The organism is Streptomyces sp. NPDC002623 (assembly GCF_053592635.1).
Genome location: NZ_JBSFWB010000007.1, coordinates 208,122 through 224,758 on the forward strand (window position 1 = coordinate 208,122; position 16,637 = coordinate 224,758).

At 72.7% G+C, this 16,637-nt stretch carries 14 protein-coding genes; 12 read left to right on the plus strand and 2 right to left on the minus strand.

Annotation, left to right across the window (positions count from 1 at the left end):
- The first annotated feature begins 96 nt into the window (after positions 1-96).
- From ACWD4O_RS15265 to ACWD4O_RS15315, 11 genes are all read left to right on the plus strand, one after another.
- Positions 97-1,236, plus strand: coding sequence for a lipid II:glycine glycyltransferase FemX (locus ACWD4O_RS15265; protein ID WP_451280151.1), 1,140 nt, complete (start codon positions 97-99; stop codon positions 1,234-1,236).
- A gap of 136 nt (positions 1,237-1,372) precedes the next feature.
- Positions 1,373-2,383 carry an EamA family transporter gene (locus ACWD4O_RS15270; RefSeq protein ID WP_451280152.1) on the plus strand — a complete coding sequence of 337 codons (1,011 nt, stop codon included), beginning with the start codon at positions 1,373-1,375 and terminating at the stop codon, positions 2,381-2,383.
- A gap of 185 nt (positions 2,384-2,568) precedes the next feature.
- Positions 2,569-3,363 (plus strand): TIGR03084 family metal-binding protein, encoded by a 795-nt coding sequence (locus tag ACWD4O_RS15275; protein WP_451280153.1) that lies wholly within the window; start codon positions 2,569-2,571, stop codon positions 3,361-3,363.
- A complete protein-coding gene (locus ACWD4O_RS15280) occupies positions 3,360-5,084 on the plus strand; it encodes an acyclic terpene utilization AtuA family protein (protein ID WP_451280154.1) in 1,725 nt (574 codons plus the stop codon). Before ACWD4O_RS15275 ends, ACWD4O_RS15280 begins: the two co-directional genes overlap by 4 nt.
- On the plus strand, positions 5,039-6,679 hold the full coding sequence (locus tag ACWD4O_RS15285) for an acyl-CoA carboxylase subunit beta (protein ID WP_451280155.1): 1,641 nt from the start codon (positions 5,039-5,041) through the stop codon (positions 6,677-6,679). The genes ACWD4O_RS15280 and ACWD4O_RS15285 overlap by 46 nt, the downstream gene beginning before the upstream one ends.
- A gap of 5 nt (positions 6,680-6,684) precedes the next feature.
- A complete protein-coding gene (locus ACWD4O_RS15290) occupies positions 6,685-8,541 on the plus strand; it encodes an ATP-binding protein (protein ID WP_451280156.1) in 1,857 nt (618 codons plus the stop codon).
- 79 nt (positions 8,542-8,620) lie between these two features.
- Positions 8,621-9,751 carry an acyl-CoA dehydrogenase family protein gene (locus ACWD4O_RS15295; protein WP_451280157.1) on the plus strand — a complete coding sequence of 377 codons (1,131 nt, stop codon included), beginning with the start codon at positions 8,621-8,623 and terminating at the stop codon, positions 9,749-9,751.
- A 17-nt stretch (positions 9,752-9,768) separates the two neighbouring features.
- The gene (locus ACWD4O_RS15300) at positions 9,769-11,337 is read left to right on the plus strand and encodes a 4-coumarate--CoA ligase family protein (RefSeq protein WP_451280158.1); all 1,569 of its coding nucleotides are present in this window, start codon (positions 9,769-9,771) and stop codon (positions 11,335-11,337) included.
- A complete protein-coding gene (locus ACWD4O_RS15305; RefSeq protein WP_451280159.1) occupies positions 11,334-12,131 on the plus strand; it encodes an enoyl-CoA hydratase family protein in 798 nt (265 codons plus the stop codon). The genes ACWD4O_RS15300 and ACWD4O_RS15305 overlap by 4 nt, the downstream gene beginning before the upstream one ends.
- On the plus strand, positions 12,119-12,739 hold the full coding sequence (locus tag ACWD4O_RS15310) for a TetR/AcrR family transcriptional regulator (protein WP_451280160.1): 621 nt from the start codon (positions 12,119-12,121) through the stop codon (positions 12,737-12,739). The genes ACWD4O_RS15305 and ACWD4O_RS15310 overlap by 13 nt, the downstream gene beginning before the upstream one ends.
- Positions 12,740-12,773: 34 nt before the next feature.
- Complete coding sequence (locus ACWD4O_RS15315) at positions 12,774-13,322, plus strand: hypothetical protein (protein WP_451280161.1); 549 nt, start codon at positions 12,774-12,776, stop codon at positions 13,320-13,322.
- Between the two features lie 24 nt (positions 13,323-13,346).
- Here the strand turns inward: ACWD4O_RS15315 and pdxH are convergent, their stop codons facing one another.
- Positions 13,347-14,045 carry a pyridoxamine 5'-phosphate oxidase gene (pdxH, locus tag ACWD4O_RS15320; protein WP_451280162.1) on the minus strand — a complete coding sequence of 233 codons (699 nt, stop codon included), beginning with the start codon at positions 14,043-14,045 and terminating at the stop codon, positions 13,347-13,349.
- A 227-nt stretch (positions 14,046-14,272) separates the two neighbouring features.
- Between pdxH and ACWD4O_RS15325 the strand changes: the two genes are divergently transcribed.
- Complete coding sequence (locus ACWD4O_RS15325) at positions 14,273-15,373, plus strand: citrate synthase 2 (protein WP_351904643.1); 1,101 nt, start codon at positions 14,273-14,275, stop codon at positions 15,371-15,373.
- Positions 15,374-15,417: 44 nt separating this feature from the next.
- Here the strand turns inward: ACWD4O_RS15325 and ACWD4O_RS15330 are convergent, their stop codons facing one another.
- Positions 15,418-16,467, minus strand: a complete 1,050-nt coding sequence (locus tag ACWD4O_RS15330; RefSeq protein ID WP_451280163.1) for an isopenicillin N synthase family dioxygenase — start codon at positions 16,465-16,467, stop codon at positions 15,418-15,420.
- Between the last annotated feature and the right edge of the window lie 170 nt (positions 16,468-16,637).

Consider the following 16,637-nt stretch of genomic DNA (forward strand, 5'->3'; position numbering starts at 1 on the left):
CGACACGGCGGTGGTCGACGGCCTCGGTCCCGGGGATGACCGCGGTCGACTCCTAGGCTGGCTCGTCTGCACAACCGTTCGAAGGAGCCCCCGCGTATGAGTCGTACGAGCCTGCGTGTCCAGTCCATCAGTCGCGCCGAGCACCTGGCGTTCATCGCGGCCCGCCCCTCCGCCAGCCATATGCAGATCCCCTCGTGGGGCGAGGTCAAGCCGGACTGGCGGGCGGAGAGCCTGGGGTGGATCGACGAGGCGGGGGTGCTCGTGGGGGCCGGGCTGGCGCTGCTGCGGCCGCTGCCCCGGCTGAAGCTGAAGAAGTACCTGGCCTATCTGCCCGAGGGGCCGGTCATCGACTGGTACGCGCCCGATCTGGTCGAGCGCTGGCTGGATCCGCTGCTCGCGCATCTGCAGGCGCTGGGCGCGTTCTCGGTGAAGCTGGGCCCGCCCGTCGCCGTACGACGCTGGAGCGCCGACGCCGTCAAGGCGGCCATCGCCCACCCCGCCGCCCACCGGCTGCGGGACGCGGAGCCGAGCTCGTACGATCCGCGCGCCTTCGAGGTCGTCGACCGGCTGCGCCGCTCCGGCTGGCAGCAGACCGAGTCGGAGGGGGAGGAGGGGTTCGCGGCCGGCCAGCCGCGCTACGTCTTCCAGGTCCCGTTCGCCGGCCGGTCCCTGGAGGAGGTGCACGGCGGCCTCAACCAGCAGTGGCGGCGCAACATCAAGAAGGCGGAGAAGGCGGGCGTGAAGGTCGTCCGGGGCGGCTACGAGGACCTGCCGGCGTTCTACGGCCTCTACACCGAGACCGCCGAGCGGGACCGCTTCATCCCGCGCCCGCTGCCTTACTTCCAGCGCATGTGGAACGCGCTGAACGCCGAACACCCCGACCGTATGCGGCTGTACCTCGCCCACCACGACGGCGAGATCCTCGCCGCCGCCACCATGCTGACCGTCGGCGAGCACGTCTGGTACTCCTACGGCGCCTCCACCAGCCGCAAGCGCGAGGTCCAGCCCAACAACGCCATGCAGTGGCGCATGATGGCCGACGCCCATGAACTCGGCGCGGCCGTCTACGACCTGCGGGGGATCACGGACACCCTGGAGGAGTCCAACCACCTGCTCGGCCTGCTGCGCTTCAAGGTCGGCACGGGCGGTCAGGCCGTGGAGTACGTGGGCGAGTGGGACTTCCCGCTCAACCGGGTGCTGCAGAAGGCGCTGGACCTGTACATGGCTCGCCGATAGCCCTTCCCCGTCTGCGCCGCCGGACGCCCTGGCCCGGGATCCGAGGGGCGGCAGGCGTCTCACAGCCCGAGACAGCGGCAATAACGGTTCACACACCTGACGGAGTCCATTAATCTGGACTCGGTAGTACATCGTGATGAACGAACCGAGCCGAGCACCTGGACCGCCCGTGACACCCCCCGACACAGCAGCCGCGACCGCCGCCGTCACCTCACCGCAGCTCTCGGCGGCCCCGGGCCGGTTCGGCTCCCTCGGCCCGGTCGGCCTGGTGCTGGCCGGCGGGATCTCGGTGCAGTTCGGCGGCGCGCTGGCGGTGACGCTGATGCCGAGGGCGGGCGCGCTCGGCGTGGTGGCGCTGCGGCTGCTGGTGGCGGCGGTGGTGCTGCTGGTCGTCTGCCGGCCGCGGCTGCGCGGACACTCGCGCACGGACTGGGGGACGGTCGTCGCCTTCGGCGTCACGATGGCCGCGATGAACGGCCTCTTCTACCAGGCCGTGGACCGCATCCCGCTGGGCCCGGCGGTGACGCTGGAGGTGCTGGGCCCGCTGGCGCTGTCGGTCTTCGCCTCGCGCCGCGCGCTGAACCTGGTCTGGGCGGGCCTGGCCCTCGCGGGCGTCTTCCTGCTCAGCGCCGGAGGGGGCGGCGAGGGGCACGGGGGCGACGGAGGCGGGGGCTTCGGCGCCCTCGACCCGACGGGCGTGGCGTTCGCGCTGGGTGCGGGGGCCATGTGGGCCGCGTACATCGTGTTCAGCGCCCGCACCGGCCGCCGTTTCCCGCAGGCGGACGGTCTGGCCCTGGCGATGGCGGTGGGCGCGCTGCTGTTCCTCCCGCTGGGCCTCGCGGAGTCGGGCACGAAGCTGGCCGACCCCGTGACGCTGGGCCTGGGCGCGGCGGTGGCCGTCCTCTCCTCGGTCCTCCCGTACACGCTCGAACTCCTCGCCCTGCGCCGCCTGCCCGCCTCCACCTTCGCGATCCTGATGAGCCTGGAACCGGCCGTCGCGGCGGCGGCGGGCTTCCTCATCCTCGACCAGGCCCTGACCACCACCCAGGCGGCGGCGATCGCCCTGGTCGTCGGGGCGAGCATGGGCGCGGTGCGCACGCAGGTGGGGCGCGGGAAGCGCGTGCGGGCGGCGGTTCCGGAAGCCTGACGGGGATGAGCGCCTGGGCCGATGAACGCCTCTGCCGATGGCTGCCTGGGCCGATGACCGCCTGGGTCGGTGACCGCCTCGGCCGATGACCGCTCAGGCCGGTGAACGCCTGGGCCGCTGAGCGGCTTGGCCAAATTAATGCAAGCATGCTTGATTGTTTCTGGGGTCGGTGCCAAGCTCGCCCCATGGCCGACCCGACCCCCGTGCTCGATGATCTCCGCGCCGAAAGCGACGAACTGGACCGGCTCGTCGCCGAGTTGGGGCCGGATCAGTGGGCGCTTCCGACCCCGGCCGACGGCTGGACCGTCGCGCACCAGATCGCGCATCTCACCTGGACCGACCACTCCTCCCTGCTGGCCGTGACCGACCAGGTCGCCTTCGCCCGTGAGGTCGAGAAGGCGCTGGCCGAGCCCGGGGACTTCGTGGACAACGGAGCCGAGCAGGGCGCCGCGAAGCCGCCGGTGCGGCTGCTCGGCGGCTGGCGGGCCGGGCGCGAGGCCCTGCAGAACGCCCTGCGGGCGGCCCCCGCAGGAGCGCGTTTCCCCTGGTACGGCCCGCCCATGTCCGCCGCCTCGATGGCCACCGCCCGGCTCATGGAGACCTGGGCGCACGGCCTGGACGTCGCGGACGCGCTGGGCGCGTCGCCCGCGCCCACCGACCGGCTGCGGCACATCGTCCGGCTCGGCGTCCGCACCCGCGACTACGCGTTCGGCCTGCACGGACAGCCCGTGCCGTTCGAGGAGTTCCGGGTCGAACTGACCGGCCCCTCCGGCGATGCGTGGGTGTACGGGCCCGAGGACGCCGACGACCGCGTCACCGGCCCCGCCCTCGACTTCTGCCTCCTGGTCACCCGGCGCGCCCACCGCGCCGACCTCGCCCTGCACGCCGAAGGCCCCGACGCCGACCGCTGGCTGGACGTCGCCCAGGCCTTCGCGGGCCCGCCCGGCGCGGGCCGTCCGCCGAAGGGCACCGCCCGGTGACGGCCCCGGCTGCCCCTCCTGCGGCGACGCCCCTGCGCATCGGCAACGCCTCCGGCTTCTACGGCGACCGCTTCGACGCGGTCCGCGAGATGCTCACCGGCGGCGAACTCGACGTCCTCACCGGCGACTACCTCGCCGAACTGACCATGCTGATCCTGGGACGGGACCGGCTCAAGGACCCGTCCGCCGGATACGCCCGCACCTTTCTGCGGCAGCTGGAGGAGTCCCTCGGCCTCGCCCACGACCGCCGCGTCCGGATCGTCACCAACGCGGGCGGCCTCAATCCGGCCGGACTCGCCGACGCCGTACGGCAGTTGGCGGACCGGCTCGGCGTCCCCGTGCGCGTCGCACACGTCGAGGGCGACGACCTCGGCCCCGGCCACCCCGGCAGTCTCACCGCCCACGCCTACCTCGGCGGCTTCGGTATCGCGGCCTGTCTGCAGGAGGGCGCGGACATCGTCGTCACCGGACGTGTCACCGACGCGGCGCTGGTCATGGGGCCGGCCGCCGCCCACTTCGGCTGGCGGCCGGGCGACCACGACCGGCTCGCGGGGGCCGTCGTCGCCGGGCACGTCCTGGAGTGCGGGACACAGGCCACCGGCGGCAACTACGCCTTCTTCGCCGAAGACCGGCCGGGCGGCCATGACCTCCGGCGGCCCGGCTTCCCCCTCGCCGAGATCCATGAGGACGGCAGCTGCGTCATCGCCAAGCACCCCGGCACCGGCGGCTTCGTCGACGTCGGCACGGTGACCGCACAGCTCCTGTACGAGACGGGCGGCGCCCGGTACGCGGGCCCCGACGTCACCGCCCGCCTGGACACCGTACGACTCACCCAGGACGGCCCGGACCGCGTACGGATCGACGGCGTGCGCGGCGAGGCCCCGCCCCCGACCCTCAAGGTCGGCCGCACCCGCCTCGGCGGCTTCCGCAACGAGGTCGTCTTCGTGCTCACCGGACTCGACATCGAGGCCAAGGCGGCCCTCGCGCGGGAGCAGATGGCGGACGCGTTCGCCAAGTCCCGGCCACAGGAGGTGCGTTGGGAGCTGGTCCGCACCGATCGACCCGACGCCGACACCGAGGAGACGGCGAGCGCGCTGCTCCGCCTCGTCGTACGGGACCCGGAACAGGCCATGGTGGGGCGGGCGTTGAGCGGAGCCGCCGTGGAGCTGGCTCTTGCGAGCTACCCCGGGTTCCATGTGCTCGCGCCGCCCGGGAAGGGTTCCCCCTACGGGGTGTTCGAGGCCGCGTACGTCCCCCAGGACGCCGTCGAGCACATCGCCGTCCATGACGACGGGCGCCGGGAACCCGTCCCCGCGCCCCCGGCCGCCGAGACCCGCGAGCTCGAAGCGGCGGCGGAACCGGAACTGCCGGATCCGCTGCCGCCGGGGCCCGTGCGGCGCGCGCCCCTCGGGCTCGTCGCCGGCGCCCGCAGCGGCGACAAGGGCGGGAACGCCAACGTGGGGGTGTGGGTCCGCACGGACGAGGCCTGGCGCTGGCTCGCGCACGAGCTGACGGCCGCCAGGTTCCAGCAGCTCATACCTGAGAGCCAGGGGCTGACCGTCACCCGCCACGCCCTCCCGAACCTGCGCGCCCTCAACTTCGTCGTCGAGGGCGTCCTCGGCGCCGGCGTCGCCGCCCAGCACCGCTTCGACCCGCAGGCCAAGGCGCTCGGCGAATGGCTGCGCTCCCGCTGCCTGGACATCCCGGAGGCCCTCCTGTGACGGTCATCACGTCCACCCTGGACACCCACGGCCCCGACCACCGCGCGCACCGCGAGGCCATGCTCGCCAAGCTCGCCGACCTGACCGCCGAACACGCGAAGGCGCTGGCGGGGGGCGGCGAGAAGTACGTCGCCCGGCACCGCGCACGCGGCAAGCTCCTCGCGCGCGAGCGCATCGAGCTGCTCCTCGACCCCGACACGCCGTTCCTGGAGCTGTCGCCGCTGGCGGCCTGGGGCAGCGAGTACACGGTGGGCGCGTCCCTCGTCACCGGCATCGGGGTCGTCGAGGGCGTCGAGTGCCTGATCACCGCCAACGACCCGACCGTGCGCGGCGGCGCCAGCAACCCCTGGTCCCTGAAGAAGGCCCTGCGCGCGAACGACATCGCCCTCGCCAACCGGCTGCCCCTCATCAGCCTGGTGGAGTCGGGCGGCGCGGACCTGCCCTCCCAGAAGGAGATCTTCATCCCGGGCGGCGCAGTCTTCCGCGACCTGACCCGGCTCTCCGCCGCCGGCATCCCGACCGTCGCCGTCGTCTTCGGCAACTCCACCGCAGGCGGCGCGTACATCCCCGGCATGTCCGACCACGTGATCATGGTCAAGGAGCGGGCGAAGGTGTTCCTCGGCGGGCCCCCGCTGGTCAAGATGGCCACCGGCGAGGAGAGCGACGACGAGTCGCTGGGCGGCGCGGAGATGCACGCGCGTGTGTCGGGTCTCGCCGACTACTTCGCCGTCGACGAGCGGGACGCGCTGCGGCAGGCCCGGCGGGTGGTGGCCCGCCTCAACCACCGCAAGGCGTACCGGGATCCGGGCCCGGCCGTAGCTCCCAAGTATGACGAGGAGGAGCTTCTGGGGATCGTCCCCGGAGATCTGCGCACTCCCTTCGACCCGCGCGAGGTCATCGCCCGGATCGTCGACGCCTCCGACTTCGACGAGTTCAAGCCGCTGTACGGCAGCAGCCTGGTGACCGGCTGGGCGGCCCTGCACGGCTATCCGGTGGGCATCCTGGCGAACGCCCAGGGAGTGCTCTTCTCCGCGGAGTCCCAGAAGGCCGCCCAGTTCATCCAGCTCGCCAACCAGCGCGACATCCCGCTGCTCTTCCTGCACAACACCACCGGCTACATGGTCGGCAGGGAGTACGAGCAGGGCGGCATCATCAAGCACGGCGCGATGATGATCAACGCGGTCTCCAACTCGAGGGTCCCGCATCTGTCCGTGCTCATGGGCGCGTCGTACGGCGCCGGCCACTACGGCATGTGCGGCCGCGCCTACGACCCGCGCTTCCTCTTCGCCTGGCCGAGCGCCAAGTCGGCCGTGATGGGCCCGCAGCAGCTCGCCGGCGTCCTGTCGATCGTCGCCCGCCAGTCGGCGGCGGCGAAGGGCCGGCCCTACGACGAGGACGCCGACGCCGCCCTGCGCGCCATGGTGGAGCAGCAGATCGAGTCGGAGTCGCTGCCCATGTTCCTGTCGGGACGGCTCTACGACGACGGCGTCATCGACCCGCGCGACACCCGCACGGTCCTGGGACTGTGCCTGTCAGCCATCCACACGGCGCCGTACGAAGGTGCGCGCGGCGGCTTCGGCGTCTTCCGGATGTGAGGCTCATGATTACTTCGGTTCTGGTGGCGAATCGCGGCGAGATCGCCTGCCGCATCTTCCGCACCTGCGGCGAGTCGGGCATCCGGACGGTCGCCGTGCACTCGGACGCGGACGAGAACGCGCTCCACGCGCGCGTGGCCGACCTGGCGGTACGACTCCCGGGGGCGGCCTCCGCCGACACCTACCTGCGCGGCGACCTGATCGTGAAGGCGGCCGTCGAGGCGGGCGCGGACGCCGTGCACCCCGGCTACGGCTTCCTCTCCGAGAACGCCGAGTTCGCGCGCGCCGTCCTGGACGCGGGACTGGTCTGGATCGGCCCGCCGCCGGCGGCGATCGAGGCGATGGCGTCCAAGACGCGCGCGAAGGAGCTGATGGGCCTCGCGCCCCTGGCCCCGGATGCGGTGACACAGGCCGACCTGCCGGTCCTGGTGAAGGCGGCGGCGGGCGGCGGCGGGCGCGGCATGCGCGTCGTCCGCCGACCGGAGGACCTGGCCGCCGCCCTGGAGGCCGCCCGCGCGGAGGCGGCGAGCGCCTTCGGCGACGGCGAGGTGTTCGTCGAGCCGTACATCGAGGACGGCCGCCATGTCGAGGTCCAGATCCTCGCCGACGCCCACGGCACGGTGTGGGCGCTGGGCACCCGCGACTGCTCCCTGCAGCGCCGCCACCAGAAGGTGATCGAGGAGGCCCCGGCCCCCGGTCTGTCGCCGCAGCTGGACTCCGAACTGCGCACGCTGGCCGTACGCGCCGCCCGCGCCGTGGACTACGTCGGCGCGGGCACGGTCGAGTTCCTGGTCGCCGACGGCCGGGCGCACTTCCTGGAGATGAACACCCGGCTCCAGGTCGAACACCCCGTCACGGAGGCGGTCTTCGGCCTGGACCTGGTGGCCGAGCAGATCCGTGTGGCGGAGGGCAGGGCGCTCGGCGCCGAACCCCCACACGCGCGTGGACACGCCGTCGAGGCCCGCCTCTACGCGGAGGACCCGGCGAAGGAGTGGACCCCCCAGACCGGTGTTCTGCACCGACTGACCGTCCCGACGAGCGTCCGCCTGGACACGGGCTTCGAGGACGGCGACCCGATCGGCGTCCACTACGACCCCCTGCTCGCCAAGGTCGTCGCCCACGCCCCCACGCGCGCGGAGGCGATCCGCAGACTCGCGGGCGCGCTGGAACAGGCGACCGTCCACGGCCCGACCACCAACCGGGACCTCCTCGTGCGCTCCCTGCGCCACGAGGAGTTCACGTCGGCCCGCATGGACACCGGTTTCTACGACCGCCATCTGCCCGAGCTGACCGCCCCGGCCGCCGATCCGCTCGCCCCCCTGGCCGCGGCCCTCGCGGACGCGACCCGCACCGGCTCCCGCTGGGGCGGCTGGCGCAACCTGCCCTCCCAGCCGCAGACGAGGCGGTACGCGGCGGGCGGCGAGGAGATCGAGGTCGGGTACGCGCACGGACGGACCGGCCTGACCGCCGAGGGCGTCCGGGTGGTGCACGCCGACGCGCACCTGGTCGTCCTGGAGATCGACGGGGTACGCCGTCGCTTCGAGGTCGCCCGGTACGGCGACCGAGTCCATGTGGGCGCGACGACCCTCACGGCGCTGCCCCGCTTCCCCGCCCCCGAGATCCAGCACGCCCCCGGCTCCCTGCTGGCCCCGATGCCCGGCACGGTCGTCAAGCTCGCGGACGGCCTCATCACCGGATCGAGTGTCCAGGCGGGAGAACCGCTCGTGTGGCTCGAAGCGATGAAGATGCAACACCGCATTTCCGCGCCGGCCACGGGGACGGTGACGGCGTTGCCGGTGACGGAGGGACAGCAAGTGGAGATGGGCGAGGTCTTGGCGGTCGTGAAGGCCGACCGACCTTAGGGGCGCGGGACTGCATCGATATGCGGCTCCGCCGCGTGAGCGCGACCAGCCACAACGAACCCGCACCCGAAGGAGCACAATGACCACCCTCATCGAATCCGACGAGCACAAGGCCCTCCGCGAAGCGGTCTCCTCCTTCGCCAAGAGCCGCACAGACACCGAGGGCCTCTGGCAGGAAGCCGCCAAGCTGGGCTACATCGGCGTCAACCTCCCGGAGGCCTACGGAGGTGGCGGCGGCGGCATCACCGAACTCTGCCTCGTCCTCGAAGAGCTCGGCGCCGCGGGCAACCCGCTCCTCATGATGATCGTCTCCCCGGCGATCTGCGGCACGGTGATCGCCCGCTTCGGCACGGAGGCCCAGAAGCAGGAGTGGCTCCCCGCGCTCGCGGACGGCAGCCGCCTCATGGCCTTCGGCATCACCGAGCCCGACGCCGGCTCCAACAGCCACCGCATCACCACCACCGCCCGCCGCGACAGCGCAACCGGCGACTGGCTGCTGACCGGCCGCAAGGTCTTCGTCTCCGGCGTGGACATCGCGGACGCGACCCTCATCGTCGGCCGCACCGAGGACGCCCGCACGGGCAGCCTCAGGCCCAGCCTCTTCATCGTCCCGCGCGATGCGCCCGGCTTCACCCGCCGCCGGATCGACATGGAACTGCACGGCGCGGAGAAGCAGTTCGAGCTGGTCCTGGACGACGTACGGCTCCCGGCGGAGGCGCTCGTCGGGGACGAGGACGCGGGTCTGCTCCAGCTCTTCGCCGGCCTCAACCCCGAGCGGATCATGACGGCCGCGTTCGCGATCGGCATGGGCCGCTACGCGCTGTCCCGCGCGATCGAGTACGCCCGGGACCGCACCGTCTGGAAGACCCCGATCGGCGCCCACCAGGCCATCGCGCACCCCCTCGCACAGGCGCACATCGAGCTCGAACTGGCCCGCCTGATGATGCAGAAGGCGGCCCATCTGTACGACGCGGGGGACGACACGGGCGCGGGCGAGGCCGCCAACATGGCGAAGTACGCGGCGGGGGAGGCCTGTGTGCGGGCCGTCGACCAGGCGGTGCACACCCTCGGCGGCAACGGTCTCACGACCGAGTTCAAGATCGCCAAGCTGATCACGGCGTCACGCGTGGCTCGTATCGCCCCGGTGAGCCGGGAGATGATTCTGAACTACGTCTCCCACCAGACCCTGGGCCTGCCCAAGTCGTACTGATCCGCCTTGGAGGAACGATGTTCCGCAGCGAGTACGCAGACGTCCCGCCAGTCGAACTTCCCATCCACGAGGCCGTCCTGGGCCGTGCCGCGGAGTTCGGCGAGCTGCCCGCGCTCATCGACGGCACGGACGGCACCACCCTCACGTACGACCAGGTGGACCGGTTCCACCGGAGCGTCGCCGCCGCGCTCGCCGAGGCCGGGGTCCGCAAGGGCGACGTCCTGGCCCTGCACAGCCCCAACACCGTGGCGTTCCCGATCGCGTTCTACGCGGCCACGCGTGCGGGGGCCACCGTCACCACCGTGCATCCGCTGGCCACGCCCGAGGAGTTCGCCAAGCAGCTCGACGACTCGGCCGCCCGCTGGATCGTCACCGTCTCCCCGCTGCTTCAGACGGCCCGGCGGGCCGCCGAACTCGCGGGCGGCATCGAGGAGATCTTCGTCTGCGACAGCGCGGCCGGGCACCGCTCGCTGATCGACATGCTCGCCTCGGCGGCCCCCGAGCCTCAGGTGGACATCGACCCGGTGGCCGATGTGGCCGCCCTGCCGTACTCCTCCGGTACCACCGGCGTGCCCAAGGGCGTGATGCTCACCCACCGGCAGATCGCCACCAACCTCGACCAACTCCGGTCGGCGATGCGGGCGGGCCCCGGCGACCGCATCCTCGCCGTGCTGCCCTTCTTCCACATCTACGGCCTGACCGCGCTGATGAACGCGCCGCTGCGGCAGGGCGCCACGGTCGTCGTGCTGCCCCGCTTCGACCTGGAGACGTTCCTCGCGGCCATCCAGAACCACCGCATCACCGGCCTGTACGTGGCCCCGCCGATCGTCCTCGCCCTCGCCAAGCACCCGGCGGTCGCCCTCTACGACCTGTCGTCCCTGCAGTACGTCATCAGCGCGGCCGCGCCGCTGGACGCGGAACTCGCCGCGGCCTGCGCGAAGCGCCTGAAGCTGCCGCCCGTCGGCCAGGCCTACGGCATGACGGAGCTGTCCCCGGGCACGCACATCGTCCCGCTCGACGCCATGCGCGAGGCCCCCGCGGGCACCGTCGGCAAGCTCATCGCCGGCACCGAGATGCGGATCGTGTCGCTCGACGACCCCGACAAGGACCTGGAGGTCGGCGAGGCCGGCGAGATCCTCATCCGGGGGCCGCAGATCATGAAGGGCTACCTGGGGCGCCCCGACGCCACCGCCGACATGATCGACGGCGCCGGCTGGCTGCACACCGGCGACGTCGGGCGGGTCGACGAGGGCGGCTGGCTGTTCGTCGTCGACCGCGTCAAGGAACTCATCAAGTACAAGGGCTTCCAGGTGGCCCCGGCCGAACTGGAAGCCCTGCTGCTCACCCACCCCGGGATAGCGGACGCGGCCGTCATCGGCGTCTACAACGACGACGGCAACGAAGTCCCGCACGCGTACGTGGTCCGCCAGCCCGCCGCCCCCCATCTCTCCGAAGGAGAGATCGCGATGTACGTCGCCGAACGCGTCGCGCCCTACAAGCGCGTCCGCGAGGTCACCTTCATCGACGCCGTACCGCGCGCGGCCAGCGGGAAGATCCTGCGCCGCAACCTGAGGGAGCGCACATGACGCACACGACACACACGACGGCGACGACGCACACGACGGCGACGACGGGCACGACGCACCCCACCGTGATCGGACGGGCCCGGGAACGCGGGGTCGAGACGCTCAGCCTCGACTCGCCCGGCACCCGCAACGCCCTGTCGGCGGCCCTCGTCGGCGACCTGGCCGACGCGCTCACCGAGTGCGGCGAGGATCCCGAGGTCCGGGCCGTCGTCCTCACCCACACCGGCACCACCTTCTGCGCCGGCGCCGACCTGCGCGACCCTCCCGACCCGGAGGCGTTCGTCGGCCTGCTGCGGCAGATCGTGGAGCTGCCCAAGCCGGTCGTCGCCCGGGTCGCCGGACATGTCCGGGCCGGCGGCCTGGGCCTGCTCGCCGCCTGCGACATCGCCGCCGCCTCCACCACGTCCACCTTCGCGTTCACCGAGGTCCGCATCGGCGTGGCGCCGGCGGTGATCTCCCTGCCGCTGCTGCCGCGCACCGACCCCCGCGCCCTCTCCCGGTACTACCTCACCGGCGAGCGCTTCGACGCCCCCGAGGCCGCCCGCACCGGCCTGCTCACCGCGGCGGGGGACGACGTCGACGCCGTCCTCGAACCCGTCCTGGACGGGCTGCGCAGATCCGCGCCCCAGGGGCTGGCCGAGACGAAACGGCTGCTCACGGCTAGGGTGCTGGAGACCTTCGACCGGGACGCGGCCGACCTCACCGCGCTCTCGGCCCGGCTGTTCGCCTCCCCGCAGGCCCGCGAGGGGATGACGGCCTTCCTCGAACGACGGGATCCCGCATGGGTGCTGTGAGCGCAGTCGACCGCGACCGCGCCCCCAAGCAGGACCGCAGCCGGGCCACCCGGCAGCGGCTCCTGGCGGCCGCCGTGGCCTGCCTCGCCGAACACGGCTGGGCGGGCTCCACGGTCTCCGTCGTCGCCGAACGCGCGGGCGTCTCCCGCGGCGCCGCCCAGCACCACTTCCCCACCCGCGAGGACCTGTTCACCGCGGCCGTCGAGTACGTCGCCGAGGAACGCTCGACAGCCCTGCGCGACCTCTTCCCGCAGGGTGCGACGGGCGACCGGCGCGCGGTCGTCACCGCCCTCGTCGACCTCTACACCGGTCCGCTGTTCCGCGCCGCCCTCCACCTCTGGGTCGCCGCCTCCAACGAGGAGCAACTGCGCCCGCGCGTGACGGAGCTGGAGGCCCGGGTCGGCCGCGAGACCCACCGGATAGCCGTCGAGCTCCTCGACGCCGACGAGTCCGTGCCCGGCGTCCGCGAAACGGTCCAGGGCCTGCTGGACATGGCCCGCGGCCTGGGCCTCGCCAACCTCCTCACCGACGACGGCGGGCGGCGGGACCGGGTGGTGGCCCAGTGGGCGGGACTGCTGGCGGCGAAGCTCGACGAGCAGCCGGGCTGAGGGCGTTGTCAGTGCCGGGACCTACGGTTGCGGCATGGGAGACACATTCCAGACGATCGTCGACCGCGACGCGACCCCCGAGGACGCGCCGCGTCTCGCGCGGGCCGTGGTGGAGTGGCTCGTCGCCGAGGGCATCGTCCTCGCCGAGGCGAAACCGGGCTGGGCCCTGGGCGACCATCCGGCCCATCCGCCCGGCCCGCACTGGGAGAAGGCGGTGGCCGACGCCCGCTGGGGCGCGCCGGAGGGCGTCGCCGTGTACACCGAGCGCCATATCTTCTACAGCAACTTCCACGACCACGCCGGGGCGGGGACCTGCCCGCGCTGCGGGGCGGCCGCGGGCGACTCGGCGCTCTTCTCCACCGCGATCGACCGGTGGTACGAGACCGGCGAGGCCGACGTCGACTGCCCCGCCTGCGCCGAGACCGTCCCGCTGCCCGCCTGGAACTGGGTCGACGACCATCTGGCCTTCGTCCACCTGGGCTTCGAGTTCTGGAACTGGCCCTGGCTCAGCGAGGAGTTCCGCGCAGGGATAGCGGGGTTCCTGCCGGGCCACCGCACGGCGTTCCTCCCGGGCAAGATCTGAACCGCGCCCAGCCGCCCGGGCCGCTCACGGGCTGAGGCGCTCCACCCGCCAGCTGCCGTCCGCCGCGGCCGTGTAGCGCAGCCGGTCGTGCAGCCGGTTCAGGCGGCCCTGCCAGAACTCCACCGCCTGCGGGGCCACCCGGAAACCGCCCCAGTGCGGCGGCACCGGCACCTGCTCGCCCTCCGGGTAGCGGGCCGCCAGCTCGGCGTAGGAGGCGTCGAGGTCGGCGCGGGTGGCGATCACCGAGGACTGGGCGCTGGCCCACGCGCCGAGCTGCGAGCCGTGCGGCCGGGTCCGGAAGTACGCGGCGGTCTCGTCGCGTCCGGTGCGCCGGGCCACGCCCCGCACGATGACCTGCCGGGCCATCGGATGCCACGGGAAGAGCAGCGAGACGTACGGGTTCGCGGCGAGGTCACGGGCCTTGCGGGAGTCGTAGTTGGTGTAGAAGACGAATCCCTGCTCGTCGAACTGCTTCAGCAGCACCGTGCGGGAGCTGGGCCGGCCCTCGGCGTCCGCGGTGGAGACGACCATGGCGTTCGGCTCGAAGAGATGGGCCTCGACGGCCGCGTCCTTGAACCAGCGGGCGAACTGCTCCACGGGCGTGGCGGCGAGCTCGGCCTCGGCGAGACCCTCGGCCCGGTACTGCTTGCGCATGGCGGCGGGGTCGGGGACGGGGCCGGGGGAGACGGCGTCTGCGTCGGTCACGCAGTCATCTTGCCGCATGGCCCGCCGACGCAGATCACCCCACGAAAGGTGGCACTGAGTGCCGCGACCACTCCCCAAAGGTGGCACTCGGAGATATGGTGCAGATGCCATCCCGGTTCATCCCGGCTGGGTGACCGTCAGCCGCACGGGGCATCACTGGGATGACCGCCCAGGACCGCGAGCCTTTCCCCGAGGCCGTGGAACCGCCGGTGTCATCTGTCGCACACATCACGAGGAGCCGCCTGATGTCCGACTTCGTACCCGGACTCGAAGGAGTCGTCGCGTTCGAGACGGAGATCGCCGAACCCGACAAGGAAGGCGGCGCCCTGCGATACCGGGGCGTCGACATCGAGGACCTGGTCGGCCACGTCTCCTTCGGCAACGTCTGGGGGCTGCTCGTCGACGGCGCCTTCAACCCCGGCCTGCCGCCCGCCGAGCCGTTCCCGATCCCCGTTCACTCCGGCGACATCCGCGTCGACGTGCAGTCCGCGCTCGCCATGCTCGCCCCCGTCTGGGGCCTCAAGCCCCTCCTCGACATCGATGCCGAGCAGGCCCGCGAGGATCTCGCCCGCGCCGCCGTCATGGCCCTCTCCTACGTCGCCCAGTCCGCGCGCGGCCAGGGCACGCCGATGGTCCCGCAGCGGGAGATCGACAAGGCCAGGTCCGTCGTCGAACGGTTCATGATCCGCTGGCGCGGCGAGCCCGACCCCAAACACGTGGCCGCCGTCGACGCCTACTGGACGAGCGCGGCCGAACACGGCATGAACGCGTCCACCTTCACGGCCCGCGTCATCGCCTCCACCGGCGCGGACGTCGCCGCCGCCCTCTCCGGCGCCGTGGGAGCCATGTCCGGCCCGCTGCACGGCGGCGCGCCCTCCCGCGTCCTCGGCATGATCGAGGAGATCGAACGGACCGGGGACGCGGACGCCTACGTCCGGCAGGCCCTCGACAAGGGCGAGCGCCTCATGGGCTTCGGCCACCGCGTCTACCGCGCCGAGGACCCACGCGCGCGCGTGCTGCGCCGTACGGCCCGCGAGCTGGGCGCACCGCGCTTCGAGGTGGCCGAGGCCCTGGAGAAGGCGGCCCTCGCCGAGCTCCACGCCCGCCGCCCGGACCGGGTCCTGGCGACGAACGTCGAGTTCTGGGCGGCCATCGTCCTGGACTTCGCCGAGGTGCCGGCGCACATGTTCACCTCGATGTTCACCTGCGCCCGCACGGCGGGCTGGTCGGCGCACATCCTGGAGCAGAAGCGCACCGGCCGCCTGGTCCGCCCGTCCGCCCGCTACATCGGCCCGGGCACCCGCGACCCGCGCGAGATCGAGGGCTACGCGGACATCAGGGACTGAGCGCGGCACCCCCCGGCATCAGGACGGCGTCACGCGCGACGGCGTCACGCGGGACTGAGCAGCTCCGCGTGATGCCGCTCGGCCACCAGCGGGTGGGCGCGCAGCTTGCCCTTCAGCTCGTTGAAGCCGTACTCGGCGAAGAGGGGGTTGGCCGGGTCGTCGGTCACGCCGGGTGCGGTGGAGGCGTGCGGGAAGGGCAGCGGCTCGACACGGGCGTCCAGCCGGGGGTTGTAGAAGAACGGCACGGAGAACCGCTCGACGGCGCTCGGCGGCGACACGACCCGGTGGTTGGTGGCGACGAGATACCCGTCGGTCGCCACCTCCAGCAGCTCGCCCAGGTTGACCACGAAGGCCCCGTCCAACGGCGGAACGTCATGGAACAGCCCGTCCTCGCGCTGCACCTGCAGCCCGCCGACCCGGTCCTGGAGCAGCAGCGTCAGGAACCCGTAGTCCTTGTGCGCCCCCACCCCCTGACCGGCCCCGTCGCCCGCGCTCCCCGGATACCGCACGAGCTTCAGATGCGGATGCGCGCGCTCGCCGAAGACCGCGTCGTAGAAGTCGACGGGCGCCCCGATCGCGGCGAGCAGCTCGTGCAGCAGCCGCTCCGCGACGGCGCTCAGCCGCTCGATCCACGCGAGCGCGGCGCTCCGCAGCTCGGGAAGTCCGGCGGGCCACTGGTTGGGCCCCTCCAGCCACCAGTACGCGGGCTCGCCCGGCCCCGGTATCCGCGCGGGCCGCTCCGCGCCGATGTCCAGCTGGTCCCGCCAGTCCTGTCGCCCACCGGTCCGCTCGTCACCGGTCCGCGTGTATCCGCGGAAGTGCGGCGAGTTCACGTTGTCGATCGCGAGCCGCTCGGCCTCCGGCAGGGCGAAGAAGGCCCGCATGGCGGTCAGCAGATCACCGGTCTCCCGCTCGCCGACCCCATGTCCGACCAGCTGGAAGAACCCCACGTCATGCGCGGCACTGTGCAACTGCGCGTGCAGCAGCGCCCGCGCCTGGGGCCCGCGGTCGGCGGCGGAGAGATCGATGATCGGCAGTTGCTGGTACGACGGGTTCGCTGACGGGTTCGCCGACAGGTTCGTCAAGTTCGTCATGGTGTGTCCGCAGGGTGTACGGGGCCCGGCCGCCACTGTGGGTGGGACGGCGCACGGGTGCCAAGTGGGCAGAGAAGGAGACCGCAGGCGGTGGTGACCGCGAAGGAGGGCTGGACGGGGCTCAGACAGAGCTGGAGCGTCGACAGCCCATGCTCGTGACGCGGACGTAG